This window comes from Rhodopseudomonas parapalustris (assembly GCF_053772255.1).
The window spans coordinates 16,984-35,111 of sequence record NZ_JAMKBZ010000022.1 but is presented as its reverse complement, the minus strand read 5'-3'; the positions used below and the strand labels follow the sequence as shown (position 1 = coordinate 35,111).

Here is an 18,128-nt window from a genome sequence, read left to right as displayed (position 1 = left end):
GAATCAATATGCGCGCGATTCGCTTCGCATTGATGGCGCTCGCCATCAGCTCGGCCGGCGTGTCGGCCGGTCGTGCCGAGACGCCGGTGATGGGAACCGGTTCGGCCTTCGCGGCTCCGATCTACATCAAATGGGCAGAACAACTGAAGGCGGCCAAAGGACCGGCGATCAACTATCAACCTTCGGGATCTTCGGTCGGGCAACTCCAGGTGCTCAAAGGCCTGACGGATTTCGGCGCGTCGGACGTTCCGATGGACGACAGCAAGCTCAAAGAGGGAGACATCATGCAGTTTCCCACCGTGGTCGGCGGCTACGCCGTCGTCGTCAATATTCCCGGCGTCTCGGCCGGCAAACTGCGGCTCACCGCGCCTGTGCTCGCCGACATCTTCATGGGCGGCATCAAATCGTGGGACGACGCACGGATCGTCGAGCTCAATCCTGGTCTTGCCTTACCCAAGCTCGCGGTTTCTCTGCTGTATCACGCGGGAGGGTCGGGCGGCACCTACGCGATCTCCCGCTATTTGTCTAAGGCCAGCGCGGCTTGGCGCGACAGAATGGGGATCGGCATGACGCTGAGTTGGCCGGTCGGCGCCGGCGTCAAGGGCAGCTATGGCGCGGCCTCCACGGTGCCGATGACGCCCGGCGGCATCGGTTATGCCGAGCTCTCCTACGTCACCGCCAACAACCTGGCGACTGTGCAATTGGAGAACAAGGCGGGCCGGTTCGTGCTGCCGAACGGACGCAGTTTCGCAGCCGCCGCCGAGAATGGCGATTGGTCGGTACCGAACTATGCGGTCGATCTCACCGACATGCCGGGCGAACACGCCTGGCCGATCGTGACGGCGACCTTCGCGCTGGTGCCGAGAAGTCCGGACAAGCGCACCACGTCAGCTGCCGCCTTGGAGTTATTCAGATGGGCGTTCGCCCATGGCGACGGCACGGCTCGCTCGATGCAGTTCGTTCCGCTGCCGGGCAAGGTCAAGGCCGATATCGTGAAGAACTTCATGAATTGAATGGCCGGTCGTGAACGAAAAAACTCGCCAAACAAAAAAAGCGCGGCCTGCCGGCCGCGCTGTTGATCTGTGAGCCAGTGGTGCGGATCAGGCCGCGGTGGAAGCCCTCTGGCGCTTCTCGGCCTCAGCGGCCTCGTCCTGGCGGATCTGCGTCAAGGTCTTCTGGACCTGCTCGGAGAACACGTACTGGGCCGGGCGCTGCTTCGACATGTCGATCTCCGGCGCCATCGGGCCTGAGGTCTTGATCCCGCGCAGCGCCACCCAGGCGGCCTTCAGCGGATTGTTCAGCGAGGCCATGGCCGCGGTCGGCTCGTAGCCGCAATGCGCCATGCAGTCGGCGCACTTCTCGTACTTGCCGGTGCCGTAGGAGTCCCAGTCGGTGGTCTCCATCAGCTCCTTGAAGGTCTTGGCGTAGCCTTCGCCGAGCAGGTAGCACGGCTTCTGCCAGCCGAAGATGTTGCGCGCCGGCATGCCCCACGGGGTGCATTCGAATTCCTGGTTGCCCGCCAGGAAGTCGAGGAACAGGCTGGAGTGCATCAAGTTCCACTTCTTGCCCTTGCCGCGGGCGAACACCTGCCGGAACACTTCCTTGGTCTTGGTGCGATTCAGGAAGTGGGCCTGGTCGGGCGCGCGCTCATAGGCGTAGCCCGGCGAGATCGACACGCCGACGCCGAGCTCCTCGGTGAAGTCGAGGAAGTCGGCTAGTTCTTCGGCCGGATAGTTGTCGAAGATCGTCGCGTTGACGTTGACGGTGAAGCCGCGTGCCTTGGCCGCCTTGATCGCCGACACCGCGCGGTCGAACACGCCCTTCTGCGACACCGCGCGGTCGTGGTGTTCCTTTAGGCCGTCGAGATGCACCGAGAAGAACAGATAGGGCGAGGGCTCGAACAGATCGAGCTTCTTCTCGAGCAGCAGCGCGTTGGTGCACAGCGACACGAACTTTTTGCGCGCCACCAGGCCGCGCACGATCTCGCCGATCTCCTTGTGGATCAGCGGCTCGCCGCCCGGGATCGCGACCATCGGCGCGCCGCATTCCTCGGCGGCGTCCCAGCACTCTTGCGCGGTCATCCGGCGGTTGAGGATGGCGTCGGGGTAGTCGATCTTGCCGCAGCCGGCGCAGGCCAGATTGCAGCGGAACAGCGGCTCCAGCATCAGTACCAGCGGATAACGCTTCCGCCCCAGCAGCTTCTGCTTCAGCAGGTAGCCGCCGATCACCAGTTCCTTGTGAAACGGTATAGCCATTACGAAATCTTCTCTTTCACGGCACGTCGGTTGGTGCGGATCAGGTGGTCGCCAGTTCCGCGGGCAGAACGAATTCGATGTTTTCCTCCCGGCCGGGCAGAACCGAGACGGTCACCGGAACGATCCGGCGCAGCGCCTCGATCACGTCGTCGACCAGCACTTCCGGCGCCGAGGCGCCAGCGGTGATCCCGACCGCGCGCCTGCCGTCGAGCCATTCCGGGTTCAGCTCGCTGCCGTCGGCGATCAGATAGCTCGGGATGCCGGCTTCGGTGCCGATTTCCCGCAGCCGGTTGGAATTCGAACTATTGTTGGCACCCACCACCAGGATCAGGTCGACCAGCTTGCTCATCTGCCGCACCGCCGATTGCCGGTTTTGCGTGGCATAGCAGATGTCGCGGGTGTCCGGACCTTCGATATCGTGGAATTTCTCCGAAAGTGCGGCGATGATGTCCTTGGTGTCGTCGACGCTCAGCGTGGTCTGGGTGATGTAGGCCACCGGGGTTTCCGGCGGCAGCGTCAGCGCCGCGACGTCGTCGAGGTTCTGCACCAGCAGCACCGGGCCGGGAACCTGGCCCATCGTGCCTTCGACTTCCGGGTGGCCGGCATGGCCAATCAGAATCAGGGTGCGCCCCTTCGAGGTATAGCGCTTGCCCTGGTTGTGGACCTTGGTGACCAGCGGGCAGGTGGCGTTGAGCACCGGCAGGCCACGGGCGGCGGCCTCTTCCTCGATGCTGCGGGCGACGCCGTGGGCGCTGAATACGGTGACCGCATCGGACGGAACTTCCGACAGCTCCTCGACGAAGATCGCACCCTTCGCCTTCAGGCTCTCGACCACGTATTTGTTGTGCACGATCTCGTGCCGCACATAGACCGGCGGGCCGTACTTTTCGAGGGCGCGCTCGACGATCTCGATCGCGCGCACCACGCCGGCACAAAAGCCTCGGGGTTGGGCAAGGAATACTTCGAGGGGGCGGACTTCAGACAAGGGGCACCACGCTCATGATCTTTCGGTCTCCTGGCAGCACGTCGCATTCCCCTAGCATGATCTAGCTGGTATGAGGACACCCGCAACCCCAAGGAGCGCAAGGGACTTATCGGCGTATTGCAACACGCGTTGCAAAACGCCCTTGGCAATCCAGCCTGGTGAGATTACTTCCGCGAACACATCTCCGCCGGCTTGTTTTCGGCCATTTTGTCCAGTCCTTGGTCGCAGAACCATCAGAAACAGTTCGATCGACTCGGAACCCGGCGGAGCGGCCATATTTTATGCCAGCCGGCAGCAATAGAAAGTGTAAATGTGCTGAAGCGTGCCATCGTCTCCATTGTCAAGGCCAGCACCAGGTTTGCGGCCTTTACTGTGCTGATCGGCGTATTTCTCGCGATCGCGGCCGGTTTCTATACTTACCAACATTTCGGGATCAACACCGACATCAACCATTTGATCTCGTCTGATCTCGACTGGCGCAAACGTGATATCGCGTTCGAGAAAGCGTTCGATCAGGAACGGCTGATCCTGGCTGTGGTCGAGGCGCCGACGCCTGAATTCGCCAATGCCGCCGCGGCCCGGCTGACGGCAGAATTATCGAAGAATCACAAGAACTTCGAGTCGGTGAAGCGGCTCGGCGGCGGTCCGTTTTTCGATCGCAACGGGCTGTTGTTCCTGCCCAAGGACGAGGTCGCCAAGGCGACCGGTCAGTTCCAGCAGGCGGTTCCCCTGATCGAGATCATGGCCGGCGACCCGTCGATCCGCGGCCTGACCGCGGCGCTGGAGACCGGTCTGGTCGGCCTCAAGCGGGGCGAATTGACCCTGGATGCCACCGCAAAACCCTTCAACGCCGTCGCTGCGACGGTGGAGGACGTGCTCGGCAAGCAGCCGGCGTTCTTCTCCTGGCGCGCGTTGGTCAATCCGGAACCGCTGACCGACAGCGACAAGCGCGCCTTCATCGAGGTCAAGCCGATCTTGGACTTCAAGGCGCTGGAGCCCGGCAAGGACGCCACCGACGCGATCCGCAAGGCGGCGGTCGACCTGAAGATCGAGCAGGACTTCGGTGCCAGGGTCCGGCTGACCGGGCCGGTTCCGATCGCCAACGAAGAATTTGCCACCGTCAAGGACGGCGCCGTGGTCAACGGCATCGGCACCGTCTTGGTGGTGCTGCTGATCCTGTGGATGGCGCTGCATTCCTCCAAGATCATCTTCGCGGTGGCGACCAATCTGGTGATTGGCCTGTCGATCACCACGGCGGTCGGCCTGATGCTGGTGGATTCGTTGAATCTGTTGTCGATCGCGTTTGCGGTGCTGTTCGTCGGTCTCGGCGTCGATTTCGGCATCCAGTTCAGCGTCCGCTATCGGTCAGAACGCCACAAAACCGGAGATCTGAACAAGGCGCTGATACAGGCCGCGGAGTATTCCGCGGTGCCGCTGTCGCTGGCGGCGATGTCCACCACCGCCGGCTTCCTGTCGTTCCTGCCGACCTCCTACAAGGGTATTTCCGAACTCGGCGAGATCGCCGGCGCCGGTATGGCGATCGCGTTCTTCACCAGCATCACCGTGCTGCCGGCGCTGATCAAGCTGCTGAACCCGGCCGGCGAGAAGGAGCCGCTCGGCTACGCCTTCCTGGCGCCGGTCGATCATTTCCTGGAGAAGCACCGCATCGGCGTCATTGCCGGGACGCTGGGTGTCGCGGTGGCCGGTCTGCCGCTGCTGTATTTCATGCATTTCGACTTCAACCCGATCAATCTGCGCAACCCGAAGGTGGAGTCGATCGCGACCTTCCTGGATCTGCGTAAGGACCCGAATACCGGAGCCAGCGCCGTCAACGTGCTGGCGCCGTCGGAACAGGCGGCGCGCGCGATCGAAGCCAAGCTGGGCAAGCTTCCGGAAGTGTCGCGCACGATCTCGCTCGACACCTTCGTGCCGCCGGACCAGCCGGAGAAGCTGAAGCTGATCCAGGCCGGCGCCAAGGTGCTGGAGCCGGCGCTCAATCCCGAGCAGGTCGATCCGCCGCCGTCCGATCAGGACAATATCGCTTCGCTGAAGAGCTCGGCTCAGGCGCTGATCCGCGCCGCCGGCGAAGGCGGTGGTCCCGGTGCCGACGCCTCCCGCCGGCTCGCCACCGCGCTGGCGAAGCTCGCCGAGGCCGAGCCGACGACTCGCGAAACGGCGCAGGACGTGTTCGTCCGGCCGCTGTTGGTCGACTTCGAGCTGCTCCGCAACATGCTCAAGGCGCAGCCGGTCACCCTGGACAATCTGCCCCCCGACATCGTGTCGTCGTGGAAGACCAAGGATGGCCAGATCCGCGTCGAAGTGCTGCCGAGCGGCGATCCCAACGACAACGCAACCCTGCGCAAGTTCGCCGCGGCGGTGCTGCAGGCAGAGCCGCTGGCGACCGGCGGCCCGGTGTCGATCCTCAAATCGGGCGACACCATCGTCGGCTCGTTCATCCAGGCCGGATTGTGGGCGCTGCTGTCGATCTCGATCCTGCTGTGGATCACCCTGCGGCGGATTACCGACGTGGCGCTGACCTTGATTCCGCTGCTGGTTGCGGGTGCGGTGACGCTGGAGATCTGCGTGCTGATCGACCTGCCGCTGAACTTCGCCAACATCGTCGCGCTGCCGCTGCTGCTCGGCGTCGGCGTCGCGTTCAAGATCTATTACGTGACCGCCTGGCGCGCCGGACGCACCAATCTGCTGCAGTCGGCGTTGACCCGGGCGATCTTCTTCAGCGCCCTGACCACCGCCACGGCGTTCGGCAGTCTGTGGCTGTCCAGCCATCCGGGAACCGCCAGCATGGGCAAGCTCCTGGCGCTGTCGCTGCTGACCACGCTGGGCGCGGTTCTGTTGTTCCAGCCGGCGCTGATGGGCAAGCCGCGCCACATCGACGAGAGCGGCGACACCGATCTGTGAATAGCGCCTTCCGGGGGAGGCGTTCGTCCTCCCGGAAGGCGGTTTCAGAGCACGACATCGCGCCGAGACCCGAGAGCAAAGCCGGATTGCCGCAGGTGAGGTCACAGGGCTGGCGCCGCGTGGGGCGTTGGGACTATACCGGCCTCGGGGCAGGGGGCTTGCTCCATGGGGGCGGCCGCGAGATCGGCCTGTCTCCCGCGCATCACAATTCTGGAAAGAAAACTCGAGTGCGACGTGCCGCCGCCTTTTAGGTGTTGACGGCGGGTCCAACAAGCGACGTATGTAGCCCATGCACCAGCCGAATTTAGACCTCGCCGAGATGTTCGCGGCGCGCGAAGCGCAGCGCAGCTCGATGCACACGCGGCACCTCAACGAGCAGCTCGTCCGCGTCCTCAAGACCATCGGCTACGACGTCGGCTTTCAGAAGGGCATCGGCCAGTATCTCTACGACCGGGACGGCGCCCGCTATCTCGATCTGCTCAGCGGCTTCGGCGTGTTCGCGCTCGGTCGCAACCACCCGGTGGTGCGCAAGGCGCTGCAAAGCGTGCTCGACGCCGACCTGCCCAATCTGGTGCAGCTCGACGTGTCGACGCTGGCCGGCATCCTGGCCGAACGGCTGCTCGAGCAGATGCCGTATCTCGACAAGGTATTCTTCGCCAATTCCGGCGCCGAGAGCGTCGAGGCCGCGATCAAGTTCGCGCGCGGTGCGACCGGGCGTCACGGCATCGTCAATTGCGATCACAGCTATCACGGCCTGACCTACGGCGCGCTGTCGCTCACCGACGATCAGAATTTCCAGGGCGGTTTCGGTCCGCTGCTGCCCGGCGTCACCACGATTCCGTTCAACGATCTCGAAGCGCTGGAGAAGGTGCTGTCGACCCGCGAGGTCGCCGCCTTCATCGTCGAGCCGATCCAGGGCAAGGGCGTCAACATGCCCACCGACGAGTTCCTGCCGGGCGCGGCGGCGCTGTGCAAACGCTACGGCACGCTGTTCGTCGCCGACGAGATCCAGACCGGCATGGGTCGCACCGGCCGCTTCCTGGCGGTCGAGCATTGGAACGTCGAGCCCGACATGGTGCTGCTGTCGAAGGCGCTGTCCGGCGGTCACGTTCCGGTCGGCGCGGTGCTGACGCGCAAGTCGATCTTCGACAAGATCTTCAACCGAATGGACCGCGCCGTGGTGCACGGCTCGACCTTCGCCAAGAACGATCTGGCGATGGCTGCGGGCATCGCTACGCTCGAAGTCCTCAAGGCCGAGAAGCTGGTCGAGGCCGCCGCCAAGCGCGGCGCCGAGCTGCGGCTGGCGCTGACACGGATGGTTCCGGGCTACGAGCTGCTCAAGGAAGTCCGCGGCAAGGGCCTGATGATCGGCGTCGAGTTCGGTCCGCCGAAGTCGCTGCGGCTGAAGGCGTCGTGGACGATGCTGGAGACCGCCAACAAGGGCCTGTTCGTCCAGCTCATCACCGTGCCGTTGTTCAAGGATCACAAGATCCTGACCCAGGTCGCAGGCCACGGCCTGCACACCATCAAGCTGCTGCCGCCGCTGACCATCACTGAAGACGACTGCGCCTGGATCGAACGCTCGTTCGATCAGGTGATCGCCGACAGCCACAAGGTCCCCGGCGCGATCTGGTCCCTCGGAAAGACCCTGGTCGACAACGCGGTGCGCAAGTCGGCATAGTTCGTCGCTCGCGGTGATCGGCCGGGTGTGGTGACGAGCCGAGCGACGCGTCGCGCGTCGCCAGCACTAACTCATCGATCCGAGTGTACGGCCGCGTTCAGACAGAATCCGGATCGCCTGTCGTCTGCGTTGACGTGACGCAACACCGCATCCCCTCGCCGACCTATCTTCGATAGTCGTGCCGGGAGCAACTGGCCTCGATCAGTGGTGAGCGTATGGCCCTCAAGACAATCGTGGTGTTCGTCGATCAGACTCCAGCCAGCGATGCGCGCGTGCGCTACGCCGCAGCGCTGGCGATGCGTCACCAAGCGCATCTAATCGGTCTCTTCATCGTCCCGAATGCGTGGCAGCACGATCGCTCCGACAGCAACATCCAGGGCGGCGCCGCGATCCGCGACATGTTGGAGCGGCACAATCTCATCGAAAGCAACGCGCTGCAGGCCGCGGGCCGCAGCTTCGAAGTGATGGCCGCGCGCGACGATGCTTCGTTCGAGTACCGCGCTGTTCGCGGCAGCGACGTCGGCGAACTCGTGCGGCTGCATTGTCTCCACGCTGACCTCGTCGTCGTCGGTCATCCTTCGGCGGGGCTGCCTGCAGGATGGTCGCCGGAGCAGATGCTGCTCTCGACCGGCGTTCCGGTGCTGATCATTCCGGCGAGCTGGCCAGAGGGGACGATCGCGCGCAACGTTCTGTTCGCTTGGAACGCAAGCCGCGAAGCGCGGCGCGCGATCACCGACTCTCTTCCGGTGCTGCGCGCGGCTGAAAAGGTCTCGGTGGTCGTCGTCGATCCGAACAGCAATCCGGCGCACGGACAAGAGCCCGGCGCCGACATCGCGCACTATCTCAGTCGCCATGGTGTCGTGGCGCGCGTCGAACAACTGCGGTCCAGGGGCGAGCCGATCGCCGAGGTGATCCGCCGTTACGCCGCCGATGACCAGTCCGATCTGATCGTGCTCGGCGCCTACAGCCACTCGCCGAAGCGCGAATTGCTGTTCGGCGGCGTGACCCGCACCTTGCTGAGCAAGGTGACGGTCCCGACGCTGATCTCGCATTGAGGTTTGCTAACGGAGCGGCGTGCCGGGCAAGCCCCTGGTCGGCACGCGGTGAAGCAGGTCGGCGTAAAGATTCCGTAGCTACTTCCGCGCATGCCGTTGGGCGAGCCGCGGCGATCTGGCGGGGATCGTACAACTCTGCCACCGTCGCATCCGACCGTCTGGATCCTTCGGGCGCGATCCGGGAATGCTGTCATCCGCACTAGCCGGCTTTTTGTCTGCGTGCATGGCGTAGATAGCCAGCAGGATTGCAGCAACGGTCGCCATCGCCGGAGCAGCCAGCAAATATAGCACCGTGCTCATCTCAAGCCCTCCAACAGCCTGCGTCCCATTAAATGTAGTGTCAGTCCAAGGCCGATACAACCGCAGGCGATTGCCAAAAACTGGTTCGATGTTACCGCGGGACTGCCTGACAGTAGCGAGAGTGCGGGGCCGATGACGCCGACGGTGATGAAGCTGACGCTGAGATTGTTCAGGAGTGCTGCTGTTAGCTTCAGGCGCTCATTGCGTGCGATGTCTCCCAGTTCTGCCATGTCGTTGCACTCATCTGCTGTTGTTGCAGACGCGGATCGGCAGTTGGTGTGCAGAAAATGGCCGAGGCGACTACAATTAATACGTGGTCAAATCCCAGCTATGCTGGTTTTCCGAGCAGAGCGTGTCAACGCTACTTTTAGTGTCGTCTGGAAGTCCGCCGCTTACTTCCCATCCGCCAAAATCATCTCTGCGCCCTTTTCGGCGATCATTGCGGTCGGGGTGTTGGTGTTGCCGGAGGTGATCGTCGGCATGATCGAGGCGTCGACGACGCGCAAGGCTTCGAGGCCGTGGAAGCGCAGGCGTTCGTCGACCACCGCGAGCGGGTCGTCGACGCGGCCCATCTTGGCGGTGCCGACCGGGTGGAAGATCGTGGTGCCGATGTCGCCGGCGGCTTTGGCGAGCGAGGCGTCGTCGTCGCCGACCGCGGGGCCGGGCAGATACTCCTCGGGGTGATACTTCGCCAATGCCTCCTGCTTCATCAGCCGTCGAGTCACGCGAATCGCGTCCGCTGCCACCTGGCGGTCGTCGTCCGTCTGCAGATAGTGCGGCGCGATCGACGGCGCGGCGTCGAGCGCGGCGGATTTCAGCTTGATCTCGCCGCGCGAGGTCGGCCGCAAATTGCAGGCGCTGACGGTGATCGCCGGGAAGCGGTGCAGCGGATCGCCGAACTTGTCGAGCGACAGCGGCTGGACGTGAAATTGGATGTTGGCGCGTTCCTGATGCGGATCGGAGCGGGTAAAGATGCCGAGCTGCGACGGCGCCATGGTGAGCGGTCCGCGCCGGCGGAGCGCATAGTCGATCCCCATCCAGGCGCGGCGCGGCAGCGAGTGATAGATCTCGTTGAGGGTGCGGCCGCCGCTGACCTTGTAGATCGCTCGCTGCTGCAGATGGTCCTGCAGGTTGCGCCCGACGCCCGGCCGGTCGAGCACCGGCTCGATGCCGAGCGGCTTCAGCCATTCGGCCGGGCCGATGCCGGAACGATGCAGCACCTGCACCGAGCCGATCGCGCCGGCGCACAGCACCACCTCGCGGCGGGCGCGGGCTTCGATCGGCACGCCGTTCTGCAGGAAGCGCACGCCGACGGCACGGCCGTTCTCGACCAGCACGCGGTCGACCACCACATTAGTTTCGAGCCGCAGATTCGGCCGGGTCAGCGCCGGCTTGAGGAAGCCGCGCGCCGACGACCAGCGCCGGCCGCGCTTCTGATTGACGTGGAAATAGCCGACGCCTTCGTTGTCGCCGGTGTTGAAGTCCGCGCTGCGCGGGATCCCCATCTCGCAGGCAGCGTTCGCCACCGCATCCAGGATCTGCCACGACAGCCGCGCTGCCTCGATCCGCCAGCCGCCGCCGGCGCCGTGATGTTCGTTGTCGCCAAGGAAATGGTCTTCGAGCCGGCGGAACACCGGGCGGACGTCGTCCCAGCCCCAGCCGGCGAGGCCGAGCTGGCGCCAATGGTCGTAGTCGGCGGCTTGGCCGCGCATCGAGATCATCGCATTGATGGCCGAGGAGCCGCCGATCACCTTGCCGCGCGGATAGGCCAGCGACCGGCCGTTCAGGCCGGGTTCCGGCTCGGTCTTGAACATCCAATCGGAGCGCGGATTGCCGATCGCGAACAGATAGCCGACCGGAATGTGAAACCAGATCCAGTTGTCGCGACCGCCGGCTTCGAGCAGCAGCACCCGCCGGCTCGGATCGGCCGACAGCCTGTTGGCGACGATGCAACCTGCGGTGCCTGCGCCCACCACGATGGTGTCGAACTCGCCTTCGATCCGTGTCGTCATCGATTCCGCCCGTGCGTTTTCTGGTTGGCCAGAGGCTTAGCGCCGCGGGCCGGTGCTGTACAGTTGCCGGAGCGGGACGGGGCGGTTAGCCTGCTGGCTTCGATAACTGGAGCCCCACCGCCTCATGCCCGTGATCAACCGTGTCGCCGATCTGCAGCCCGACATCGCCGCTTGGCGCCGCACGCTGCATCAGCAGCCGGAGCTGATGTACGATGTCGACGGCACCGCGGCGTTCGTCGCCGAGCGGTTGCGCGAGTTCGGCTGCGACGAGGTCGTCACCGGGCTCGGCCGCACCGGCGTGGTGGGCGTGATCCGCGGCGCAAAGCCGGCGAATGGCGGCGAGATCCGCAGCATCGGGCTCCGCGCCGACATGGACGCGCTTCCGATCGAAGAGGCCACCGGGCTGCCTTACGCCTCCAAGGTGCCGGGCAAGATGCACGCCTGCGGCCACGACGGCCACACTGCGATGCTGCTCGGCGCCGCGCGCTATCTTGCCGAGACACGCAACTTCGCCGGCGACGCGGTGGTGATCTTCCAGCCGGCAGAAGAGGGCGGTGCCGGTGCTGCGGCGATGATCGACGACGGACTGATGGAGCGGTTCGGCATCGAGCAGGTCTACGGCATGCACAACGGCCCCGGCATTCCGGTCGGCGCGTTCGCGATCAGCCCGGGTCCGGTGATGGCCGCGACCGACGCCATCGACATCCGCATCGAAGGCCATGGCGGTCATGCCGCGCGGCCGCATCTGTGCGTCGATCCGGTGCTGGCGGGCGCGCAACTGATCACCGCGCTGCAGGGCATCGTGTCGCGCAGCGTCGATCCGTTCGATGCCGCGGTGGTGTCGATGTGCGAATTCCACGCCGGCAACGCACGCAACGTGATTCCGCAGACCGCCGAGCTGAAGGGCACGGTGCGGACCATGAAGGCGGCGGTGCGGGATCTCGTCGAGCAGCGCGTGCGCGACGTCATCGCCGGCGTCGCGCAGTCGACCGGCACCAGGATCGATCTTTCTTACGAGCGCGGTTACCCGGTGCTGGTCAATCATCTGGCCGAAACCGATGTGGCGATGCGGGTGGCGCGCGACGTCGCCGGCGACGCTAATGTGGTGCCGCTGCCGCCGCTGATGGGCGCCGAGGATTTCGCCTACATGCTGGAGAAGCGGCCGGGCGCGTTCGTGTTCATCGGCAACGGCGACAGCGCCGGGCTGCATCACCCGGCCTACGACTTTAACGACGAAGCGATTGTCTACGGCACCTCGTATTGGGTGCGGCTGGTGGAGACCCAGCTCGCAGCGTGACGCGGAGCTTCGCCTCGAACCTCGCGCAAAACTGCCGTCATGCGCGGCCTTGTGCCGGGCATCCACCTCTTTGCGGATAACCCACGAAAGACGTGGATCGCCGGGACGAGCCCGGCCATGATGGAATCTCAGCACTGCAGCTAAAACTGCGTGCGCAGCCGCGTGGCGATCAGGTGGACCGGGCCGCGGTCACGGTTGAACGCCGGGTTGGCGATGAACTGATAGTCCGCAGTCAACCGCCAGGAGTACAACGGCAGGCTGTAATAGGCTTCGAACACTTTCTCGTCGCCCGGATTGGGCAGCCGGCCATCGCCGATGATCGCGGTCAGGCCGCCGGCATCGAGATAGGCGATCCGCGACGCCGAGATGTGGTTGAGCAGGCCGCCGATGCCGACGGTGTCGCCCTCGCGGCCCCACAGCCGGCCCGACAGCGACAGGCCCGCCGACACGGTGCGATCGGAATCGGTGAAGGCGTTGACCTCCAGATTCGGATTGTTGAAGCCGGCGCGCGCGAACATCCCGATGTCTGCGGTGAGCTGCTGCTCGAAGCTGGCGGATAGGCCGGTCTTCGAGGTGTAGCGGCGCACGTTGGCGATGCTCGGTGTGCTGCCGGTCGCCTGCGCCAGCCGCACCGCGTCGGTGAAGTTGCCGAGCCGGGCGCGGTTGAGGAATCCGGTGACCAGCAGCTTGCCGGGAAGCCCCCACAATTCGTGGCGGTGTTCGATCTCGCCGACCATCTGGAACTGGCCGAAGGTCGGGTCGAGGTCGCTGTTGTTCGGCGTCACCGGCAGATCGAACACGCCGGCGCGCACCGTCCAGGCGCCGGTGTACCACTCCGCCGCGGCGCCGTAGGTGAACGCCCAGGCATCGGCCGCGTAGTCGAAGGTCAGCGCGTCTGCGAGGCCCCAGTTGAGGAAGTCGACGCGCGGGTCGTGGGCGTATTTGTTGACGTCGAAGATGTCGGCGACCGAGAATTTGCCGGCGGTGATCACGATCCGATCAGCGGTCTGCTTGCCGGCGAACTGGTTGGGCCCGCCCTGCACGGTTTCGATCGGGCCGCCGAGATCGAGCGTCTGACGGATAAAATACCGCGGCACCCGCGCATACGGATAGTCGGCGCCGACCTTGTACGACTCCGCGCTCGGAAACGCCGCGACGCCGAAGGTGCCGCTGAGGCCGAAGCCTTGGTTGATTTCCGGGTTGATCCAGAACTCGGCGCCATCCCACAGCCTGGCGCCGACATAGAGCGTGGCGTCGAAGGTCTGCCGCGCCTGGTTCGGCTTCAGGCTGTTGGTGCCGAGATAGGGCGAGCGGAAACCGGGGGCGTATTGCCAGGTAAAGGTGCTCTGGCCGTGTACCGCGAACCGCTCCAGTTCCAGCGCGTCGATGCCCTTGGTGAACACATCGGACTTGGCGAGGTCCTCGCCGAGCCGGTAGTTGAGGCCGAGCCGAAACGCATGGGTCAGCACGTCGGAGGTGACGCGCTCGCCGGCGATCGGAAAGCTGACGGTGCCGTTGCCGAATCCGGTCGCCAGATATTCGGCGCGTGCGCTCCAGGCCGGCGACAGCGGCACGTCGATGCCGGCGCCGGCGGTCCAGCCCAGCCGCCACAACAGCGCGGTCTCCTGCTGCGCCAGCGCTGGATCGGGCGGCCAGCGCAGTCGGTCGTAGCTCCAGGCGAAGCCGGCGGTGACGTAAGGCAGCCAGCCGTCGAGCGCGTAGCCGAGCCGGCCGCGCATTGTGCCGCCAAGCAGCGCCTGATGATCGTGGCCGCCGACCGTGCCGGAAGGCAGCGTGTTGCCGGTATTGCCGCCGATCGTATTCGGTGAATTGAGGTCGGCCTCGACACCGATCAACCAGCGCGACGGCAGCATCCAGTTGTAGCCGGCCTGCAGTCCGATCACGTAGCTGCCGGTGCCCTTGAAAAGTTGGAACGCGTCGAACAGGTCGATCGACCCGCTGGTGCCGGCTGGCGCCGCGCTCCAGTCTGAACGGCCGGCGACCGCGCTGACATGCGCGCCGATATAGAAGCCGCTCCAGTCGAACACCGCGCGCGGGGCGGCCGGCGCCTTGCGCGGCAGATCGGCCGCGGCGGCGGGGATGGCGCAGGCCAAGGCGGCCGCGAGTATCGGAACGAGCAGAGAGTGGCGCACGCGTTGGTTCGTCCTGGTCGTCAATGCCGGGTCCCGTATCACAGCGATCGGAGGGCCGGCGTCATCGATTGGGCACGCCGGCTGATTTCGCGGCGGCGTAGCCATCGAGCCACAGCCATGCCCCGGGCAGGCCGGCGGAGCGCCGCAAGGCGCGGCGGGGAGTGGGAGGGGAGATACACCGGAACTACCTGATCAGGCCGAAGCGCTTCATCACCACATAGGCGACGAACGACGACAGCAGCATGATCAGGATGGCCCAGCCGAAGCCGCCGCCGTCTTCGGAGAACGGTAGGCCGTGCAGGTTCATCCCGAACATCCCGGTGACCAGGGTCGGCGGCAGCAGCAGCGCGGTCAAAACCGACAGCACCCGCAGGCTGTTGTTGCCCTGTTCTTCGATCTGCAGGTGCAGTTCTTCCTGCAGTAGCCGGCTGCGTTCGCGCATTTCAGTCACGGTGCGGTCGAGCCCATCGAGCCGCTGCGCGAGCTTGCCGGCGTGGGGCCGCAGCGACGGGGGCAGGTCGTCGCCGCGGTCGCGATCGAACCGGTGCAGCACGACGCGCAGGCCGGACAAATGGCGATGCAGCCGCACGCAGGTGCGGCGCAGCCGGCCGAGGCCCTGGCGCAGATCGTCGGTGTCCTCGGACAATAGCTTGTCTTCGATCCGGTCCAGCGTTTCGCCGACATTGTCGGTGATGCTCTCCATCGCATCGGCGACATTGTGAACGATCACCTCGAACAACGCTGCGCAATGATCGACCCGGAGTCCGCGCTCGAGCGCCCGCCGCGCGGTGTCCACCGCGCACAACGCCTGATAGCGGCCGGTGATCAGCAGTCGCTCGGTCATCACGAAACGCAGGAACCCGGCGTCCTCGGTGGCGTCGGCGATGTCGCGCATCAGGTCGGCGATCACGCCGTAGACGCAGCGATCGACGCTATGGAGCTGCTGATACGTGTCCTTCGATTGCAGCAGCGCTCGCGCCGGCGGCGGCAGCGCGAGTTCCGCCAGCCAGAGCTGGGCGCGCGAGTCGGCCAGATTGAAATGCAGCCAGTACCAGCCGTCCTGCTCGAAGTTGAACGGATCTTCGTGCGGCAACGGCTGCGCCACGCCAGCGGCGTCGATCCGGAACGCCCATACCAGGCCGGGCACCGGCATTCGCGCTCCTGACGCGCCGTCGGCCAGCGGTTGGGGCGTGTCGCCGAAGCGGTCGGCGATCGCGCGGTTGCGGGGCAGGGGAACGGACATCGCGTCAGTCCGGATGTCGCCGCACGCTGTGCCCGGCCGCGGCCATGGCGGTCATTGGACCGGACGTTTCGGAAATCATGCGCACCTCGCAGCAGGACGACGACTGTGCCGCAGTGATTTGACAGTTGGATGACAGCGGTACCGTAGGAACGATCGACCGAAGCTCGCGTTGGGCGGGAGAGGAAGCCCCCTCACTCGCGATTTCATGGAGAGTACGCATATGGCTGGGACCAAGGACAAGGACCTCAACGACCTGTTCCTCGATACTTTGAAGGACATCTATTTCGCCGAGAAGCAGATCCTCAAGGCGCTGCCGAAGATGGCGAAGGCCGCCACTTCCGACAAGCTGCGCGCGGCGTTCGAGAAGCATCGCGACGAAACCGAAGGTCAGATCGAGCGGCTGGAGCAGGTGTTCGAACTCCTGGAGAAGCCGGCCCGCGGCAAGACCTGCGACGCGATCCTCGGCATCATCGACGAGGGCAAGGAGATCATGGAGGAATACAAGGGCACCGAGGCGCTCGATGCCGGCCTGCTCGCCGCCGCTCAGGCGGTCGAGCACTACGAGATCTCCCGCTACGGCACGCTGAAGCAATGGGCGATCCAGCTCGGCATGAAGGATGCGGCCAAGCTGATCGACCAGACCCTGCAGCAGGAAAAGACCACCGACCAGAGTCTGACCAAGCTGGCCGAAAGCGCCGTCAATTTGGCCGCGGCGGCGTGATCGCTGGCGCCGGCCATCGGTCGACCACGGGCGGATGAAACGACGAAGCCCCGGGCGTGATCGCCCGGGGCTTCAGCGTGCAGGTCGGTGCGTGACGGCTCAGCCGCCGACGTCGGCGCTGATGACGTCGCCGAACAGCTCCCACTTCTCGCCCTTGAAGCGCTGAAGCTGCAACTGGCTGATCGGTGCGAAGTCGGTCGGCGAGGTGTTGATCTTGATGCCCGGCAGCAGCACTTCGGTGCGGAAGTCCTTCAGGCTGGCGGCCTGCTTCATGACGTTGGCGCGGGTGAGGTTGTCTCCGCACTTTTTCAGCACTTCGACCAGAGTCTGCGCCACGCCGTAGCCGACCACGGTGCCGCCGTCGAGCTTGTTGCCCTCCGGGAACTCCTTATCCATGAAGGCGATGAAGTCCTTCATGCCAGGGTCGTTCTTCCACTGATCGTCTGAGACGTCCTTCAGATAGGCGGCCGAGATGATGCCTTGCGCGTTGTCGTAGCCGGCCGGCCTGATCACGCTGCCGACCGAGGCCGACACATTGTTGAGAAAGTGCGTCGGCTTCCAGCCGATCTCGGCCAGCTTCTTGATCGCCTGGGCGGCGAATTTCGGCGTCGTGATGTTGATGAACACGTCGGCGCCAGTCGACTTCAGCTTGACGATGTGGTTGTCGATGGTCGGCTCAGAGACCTCGTAACTCTCCTTCATCACGATCATCGAAGCGTGCTTGGGACCGAGGCCGTCCTCGAAGCCCTTCAGATAGTCCTTGCCGTAGTCGTCGTTCTGGTACAGCACGGCGATCTTGGCGTTCGGCATGTTCTTGATGATGTACTTGGCGTAGATCTGCGTCTCGCTCTGGTAGTTCGGTTGCCAGCCCATCGTCCAGGGGTAGTTCTTCGGGTCGTTCCACTTGCTGGCGCCGGTGGCGACGAACAGTTGCGGCACCTTCTTGCTGTTCATGTATTTGTGGATCGCCGAGTTCGGCGGGGTGCCGAGCGAATTGAAGATCAGCAGGACGTCGTCGCTCTCGACCAGCTTGCGCGCCTGCTCCACGGTCTTCGGGGGCGAATAGGCGTCGTCGTAGCTGATGAAGTTGATCTTGCGCCCGTTGATGCCCCCCTTGTCGTTGATCATCTTGAAGTAGGCGGCTTCGGTGCGCCCGATCACGCCGTAGGCGGACGCCGGGCCGCTGTAAGGCATGATGTTGCCGATCTTGATCTCGGTATCGCTCACGCCGGGATCGTATTTCTTCTGCGCGAGCGCGCCGTTCGAGGCTGCGAAACTGACGAGAACTGCCGCGGAAAGCGCAGCCGCGTGCGAACGGAGTGAAAGCATTTTTGACTCCCTTTTCTTGGATCTGTGATTGTTGTGTCGATTGCAGGCTCTTGTCGGCCTTTCGACGACATTGAACACCTTCCGGGAGTTTGCAGCAAGCTGCGTTCGGTAATCACAGTCGCTCAATCGTGTTGTTGCAATGCGAAGTAACCATTCGCGAACTAATCATCCTGGTAGA

General features: G+C 64.7%; 13 protein-coding genes. 6 read left to right on the top strand and 7 right to left on the bottom strand.

Annotation, left to right across the window (positions count from 1 at the left end):
- The first annotated feature begins 8 nt into the window (after positions 1 to 8).
- Positions 9 to 1,013 carry a phosphate ABC transporter substrate-binding protein PstS gene (gene pstS / locus M9H71_RS18085; RefSeq protein WP_455406331.1) on the top strand — a complete coding sequence of 335 codons (1,005 nt, stop codon included), beginning with the start codon at positions 9 to 11 and terminating at the stop codon, positions 1,011 to 1,013.
- 87 nt (positions 1,014 to 1,100) lie between these two features.
- Here pstS and hpnH read toward each other — a convergent pair whose 3' ends face one another.
- Both hpnH and ispH read right to left on the bottom strand, forming a co-directional pair.
- Complete coding sequence (gene hpnH / locus M9H71_RS18080) at positions 1,101 to 2,255, bottom strand: adenosyl-hopene transferase HpnH (protein ID WP_455406330.1); 1,155 nt, start codon at positions 2,253 to 2,255, stop codon at positions 1,101 to 1,103.
- Positions 2,256 to 2,295: 40 nt separating this feature from the next.
- The gene (gene ispH, locus M9H71_RS18075; RefSeq protein ID WP_455406329.1) at positions 2,296 to 3,240 is read right to left on the bottom strand and encodes a 4-hydroxy-3-methylbut-2-enyl diphosphate reductase; all 945 of its coding nucleotides are present in this window, start codon (positions 3,238 to 3,240) and stop codon (positions 2,296 to 2,298) included.
- A gap of 312 nt (positions 3,241 to 3,552) precedes the next feature.
- On the opposite strand from ispH, the gene hpnN reads away from it, so the two are divergent.
- The 3 genes from hpnN to M9H71_RS18060 all read left to right on the top strand — a co-directional run bounded on the left by hpnN (position 3,553) and on the right by M9H71_RS18060 (position 8,895).
- The gene (gene hpnN, locus M9H71_RS18070; RefSeq protein ID WP_455406328.1) at positions 3,553 to 6,159 is read left to right on the top strand and encodes a hopanoid transporter HpnN; all 2,607 of its coding nucleotides are present in this window, start codon (positions 3,553 to 3,555) and stop codon (positions 6,157 to 6,159) included.
- A gap of 289 nt (positions 6,160 to 6,448) precedes the next feature.
- Complete coding sequence (gene hpnO, locus M9H71_RS18065; protein ID WP_455406327.1) at positions 6,449 to 7,840, top strand: aminobacteriohopanetriol synthase HpnO; 1,392 nt, start codon at positions 6,449 to 6,451, stop codon at positions 7,838 to 7,840.
- Positions 7,841 to 8,055: 215 nt separating this feature from the next.
- A complete protein-coding gene (locus tag M9H71_RS18060; protein WP_455406326.1) occupies positions 8,056 to 8,895 on the top strand; it encodes a universal stress protein in 840 nt (279 codons plus the stop codon).
- A gap of 296 nt (positions 8,896 to 9,191) precedes the next feature.
- Here M9H71_RS18060 and M9H71_RS18055 read toward each other — a convergent pair whose 3' ends face one another.
- A complete protein-coding gene (locus M9H71_RS18055; RefSeq protein WP_455406325.1) occupies positions 9,192 to 9,425 on the bottom strand; it encodes a hypothetical protein in 234 nt (77 codons plus the stop codon).
- A gap of 162 nt (positions 9,426 to 9,587) precedes the next feature.
- Positions 9,588 to 11,207 (bottom strand): GMC family oxidoreductase, encoded by a 1,620-nt coding sequence (locus M9H71_RS18050; RefSeq protein ID WP_455406324.1) that lies wholly within the window; start codon positions 11,205 to 11,207, stop codon positions 9,588 to 9,590.
- Between the two features lie 124 nt (positions 11,208 to 11,331).
- On the opposite strand from M9H71_RS18050, the gene M9H71_RS18045 reads away from it, so the two are divergent.
- Positions 11,332 to 12,504, top strand: a complete 1,173-nt coding sequence (locus tag M9H71_RS18045) for a M20 aminoacylase family protein (RefSeq protein ID WP_455406323.1) — start codon at positions 11,332 to 11,334, stop codon at positions 12,502 to 12,504.
- Positions 12,505 to 12,644: 140 nt separating this feature from the next.
- Here M9H71_RS18045 and M9H71_RS18040 read toward each other — a convergent pair whose 3' ends face one another.
- Both M9H71_RS18040 and M9H71_RS18035 read right to left on the bottom strand, forming a co-directional pair.
- The gene (locus M9H71_RS18040; RefSeq protein WP_455406322.1) at positions 12,645 to 14,762 is read right to left on the bottom strand and encodes a carbohydrate porin; all 2,118 of its coding nucleotides are present in this window, start codon (positions 14,760 to 14,762) and stop codon (positions 12,645 to 12,647) included.
- A 79-nt stretch (positions 14,763 to 14,841) separates the two neighbouring features.
- The gene (locus tag M9H71_RS18035; RefSeq protein WP_455406374.1) at positions 14,842 to 15,810 is read right to left on the bottom strand and encodes a transporter; all 969 of its coding nucleotides are present in this window, start codon (positions 15,808 to 15,810) and stop codon (positions 14,842 to 14,844) included.
- A 310-nt stretch (positions 15,811 to 16,120) separates the two neighbouring features.
- On the opposite strand from M9H71_RS18035, the gene M9H71_RS18030 reads away from it, so the two are divergent.
- Positions 16,121 to 16,621, top strand: coding sequence for a YciE/YciF ferroxidase family protein (locus M9H71_RS18030; RefSeq protein ID WP_455406321.1), 501 nt, complete (start codon positions 16,121 to 16,123; stop codon positions 16,619 to 16,621).
- A 99-nt stretch (positions 16,622 to 16,720) separates the two neighbouring features.
- On the opposite strand, the gene M9H71_RS18025 is transcribed toward M9H71_RS18030, so the two are convergent.
- Positions 16,721 to 17,950, bottom strand: coding sequence for an ABC transporter substrate-binding protein (locus M9H71_RS18025; protein ID WP_455406320.1), 1,230 nt, complete (start codon positions 17,948 to 17,950; stop codon positions 16,721 to 16,723).
- Positions 17,951 to 18,128 lie beyond the last annotated feature (178 nt).

What these genes read in the sequence shown, in the direction of transcription:
- M9H71_RS18030 (WP_455406321.1), top strand. Translation starts at nt 16,121, where the DNA reads ATGGCTGGGACCAAGGACAAGGACCTCAACGACCTGTTCCTCGATACT.
- M9H71_RS18055 (WP_455406325.1), bottom strand. Translation starts at nt 9,425, where the DNA reads ATGGCAGAACTGGGAGACATCGCACGCAATGAGCGCCTGAAGCTAACA.
- M9H71_RS18060 (WP_455406326.1), top strand. Translation starts at nt 8,056, where the DNA reads ATGGCCCTCAAGACAATCGTGGTGTTCGTCGATCAGACTCCAGCCAGC.
- M9H71_RS18040 (WP_455406322.1), bottom strand. Translation starts at nt 14,762, where the DNA reads ATGGCTACGCCGCCGCGAAATCAGCCGGCGTGCCCAATCGATGACGCC.
- hpnH (WP_455406330.1), bottom strand. Translation starts at nt 2,255, where the DNA reads ATGGCTATACCGTTTCACAAGGAACTGGTGATCGGCGGCTACCTGCTG.
- M9H71_RS18050 (WP_455406324.1), bottom strand. Translation starts at nt 11,207, where the DNA reads ATGACGACACGGATCGAAGGCGAGTTCGACACCATCGTGGTGGGCGCA.
- M9H71_RS18045 (WP_455406323.1), top strand. Translation starts at nt 11,332, where the DNA reads ATGCCCGTGATCAACCGTGTCGCCGATCTGCAGCCCGACATCGCCGCT.
- M9H71_RS18025 (WP_455406320.1), bottom strand. Translation starts at nt 17,950, where the DNA reads ATGCTTTCACTCCGTTCGCACGCGGCTGCGCTTTCCGCGGCAGTTCTC.
- M9H71_RS18035 (WP_455406374.1), bottom strand. Translation starts at nt 15,810, where the DNA reads ATGCCGGTGCCCGGCCTGGTATGGGCGTTCCGGATCGACGCCGCTGGC.
- pstS (WP_455406331.1), top strand. Translation starts at nt 9, where the DNA reads ATGCGCGCGATTCGCTTCGCATTGATGGCGCTCGCCATCAGCTCGGCC.
- hpnO (WP_455406327.1), top strand. Translation starts at nt 6,449, where the DNA reads ATGCACCAGCCGAATTTAGACCTCGCCGAGATGTTCGCGGCGCGCGAA.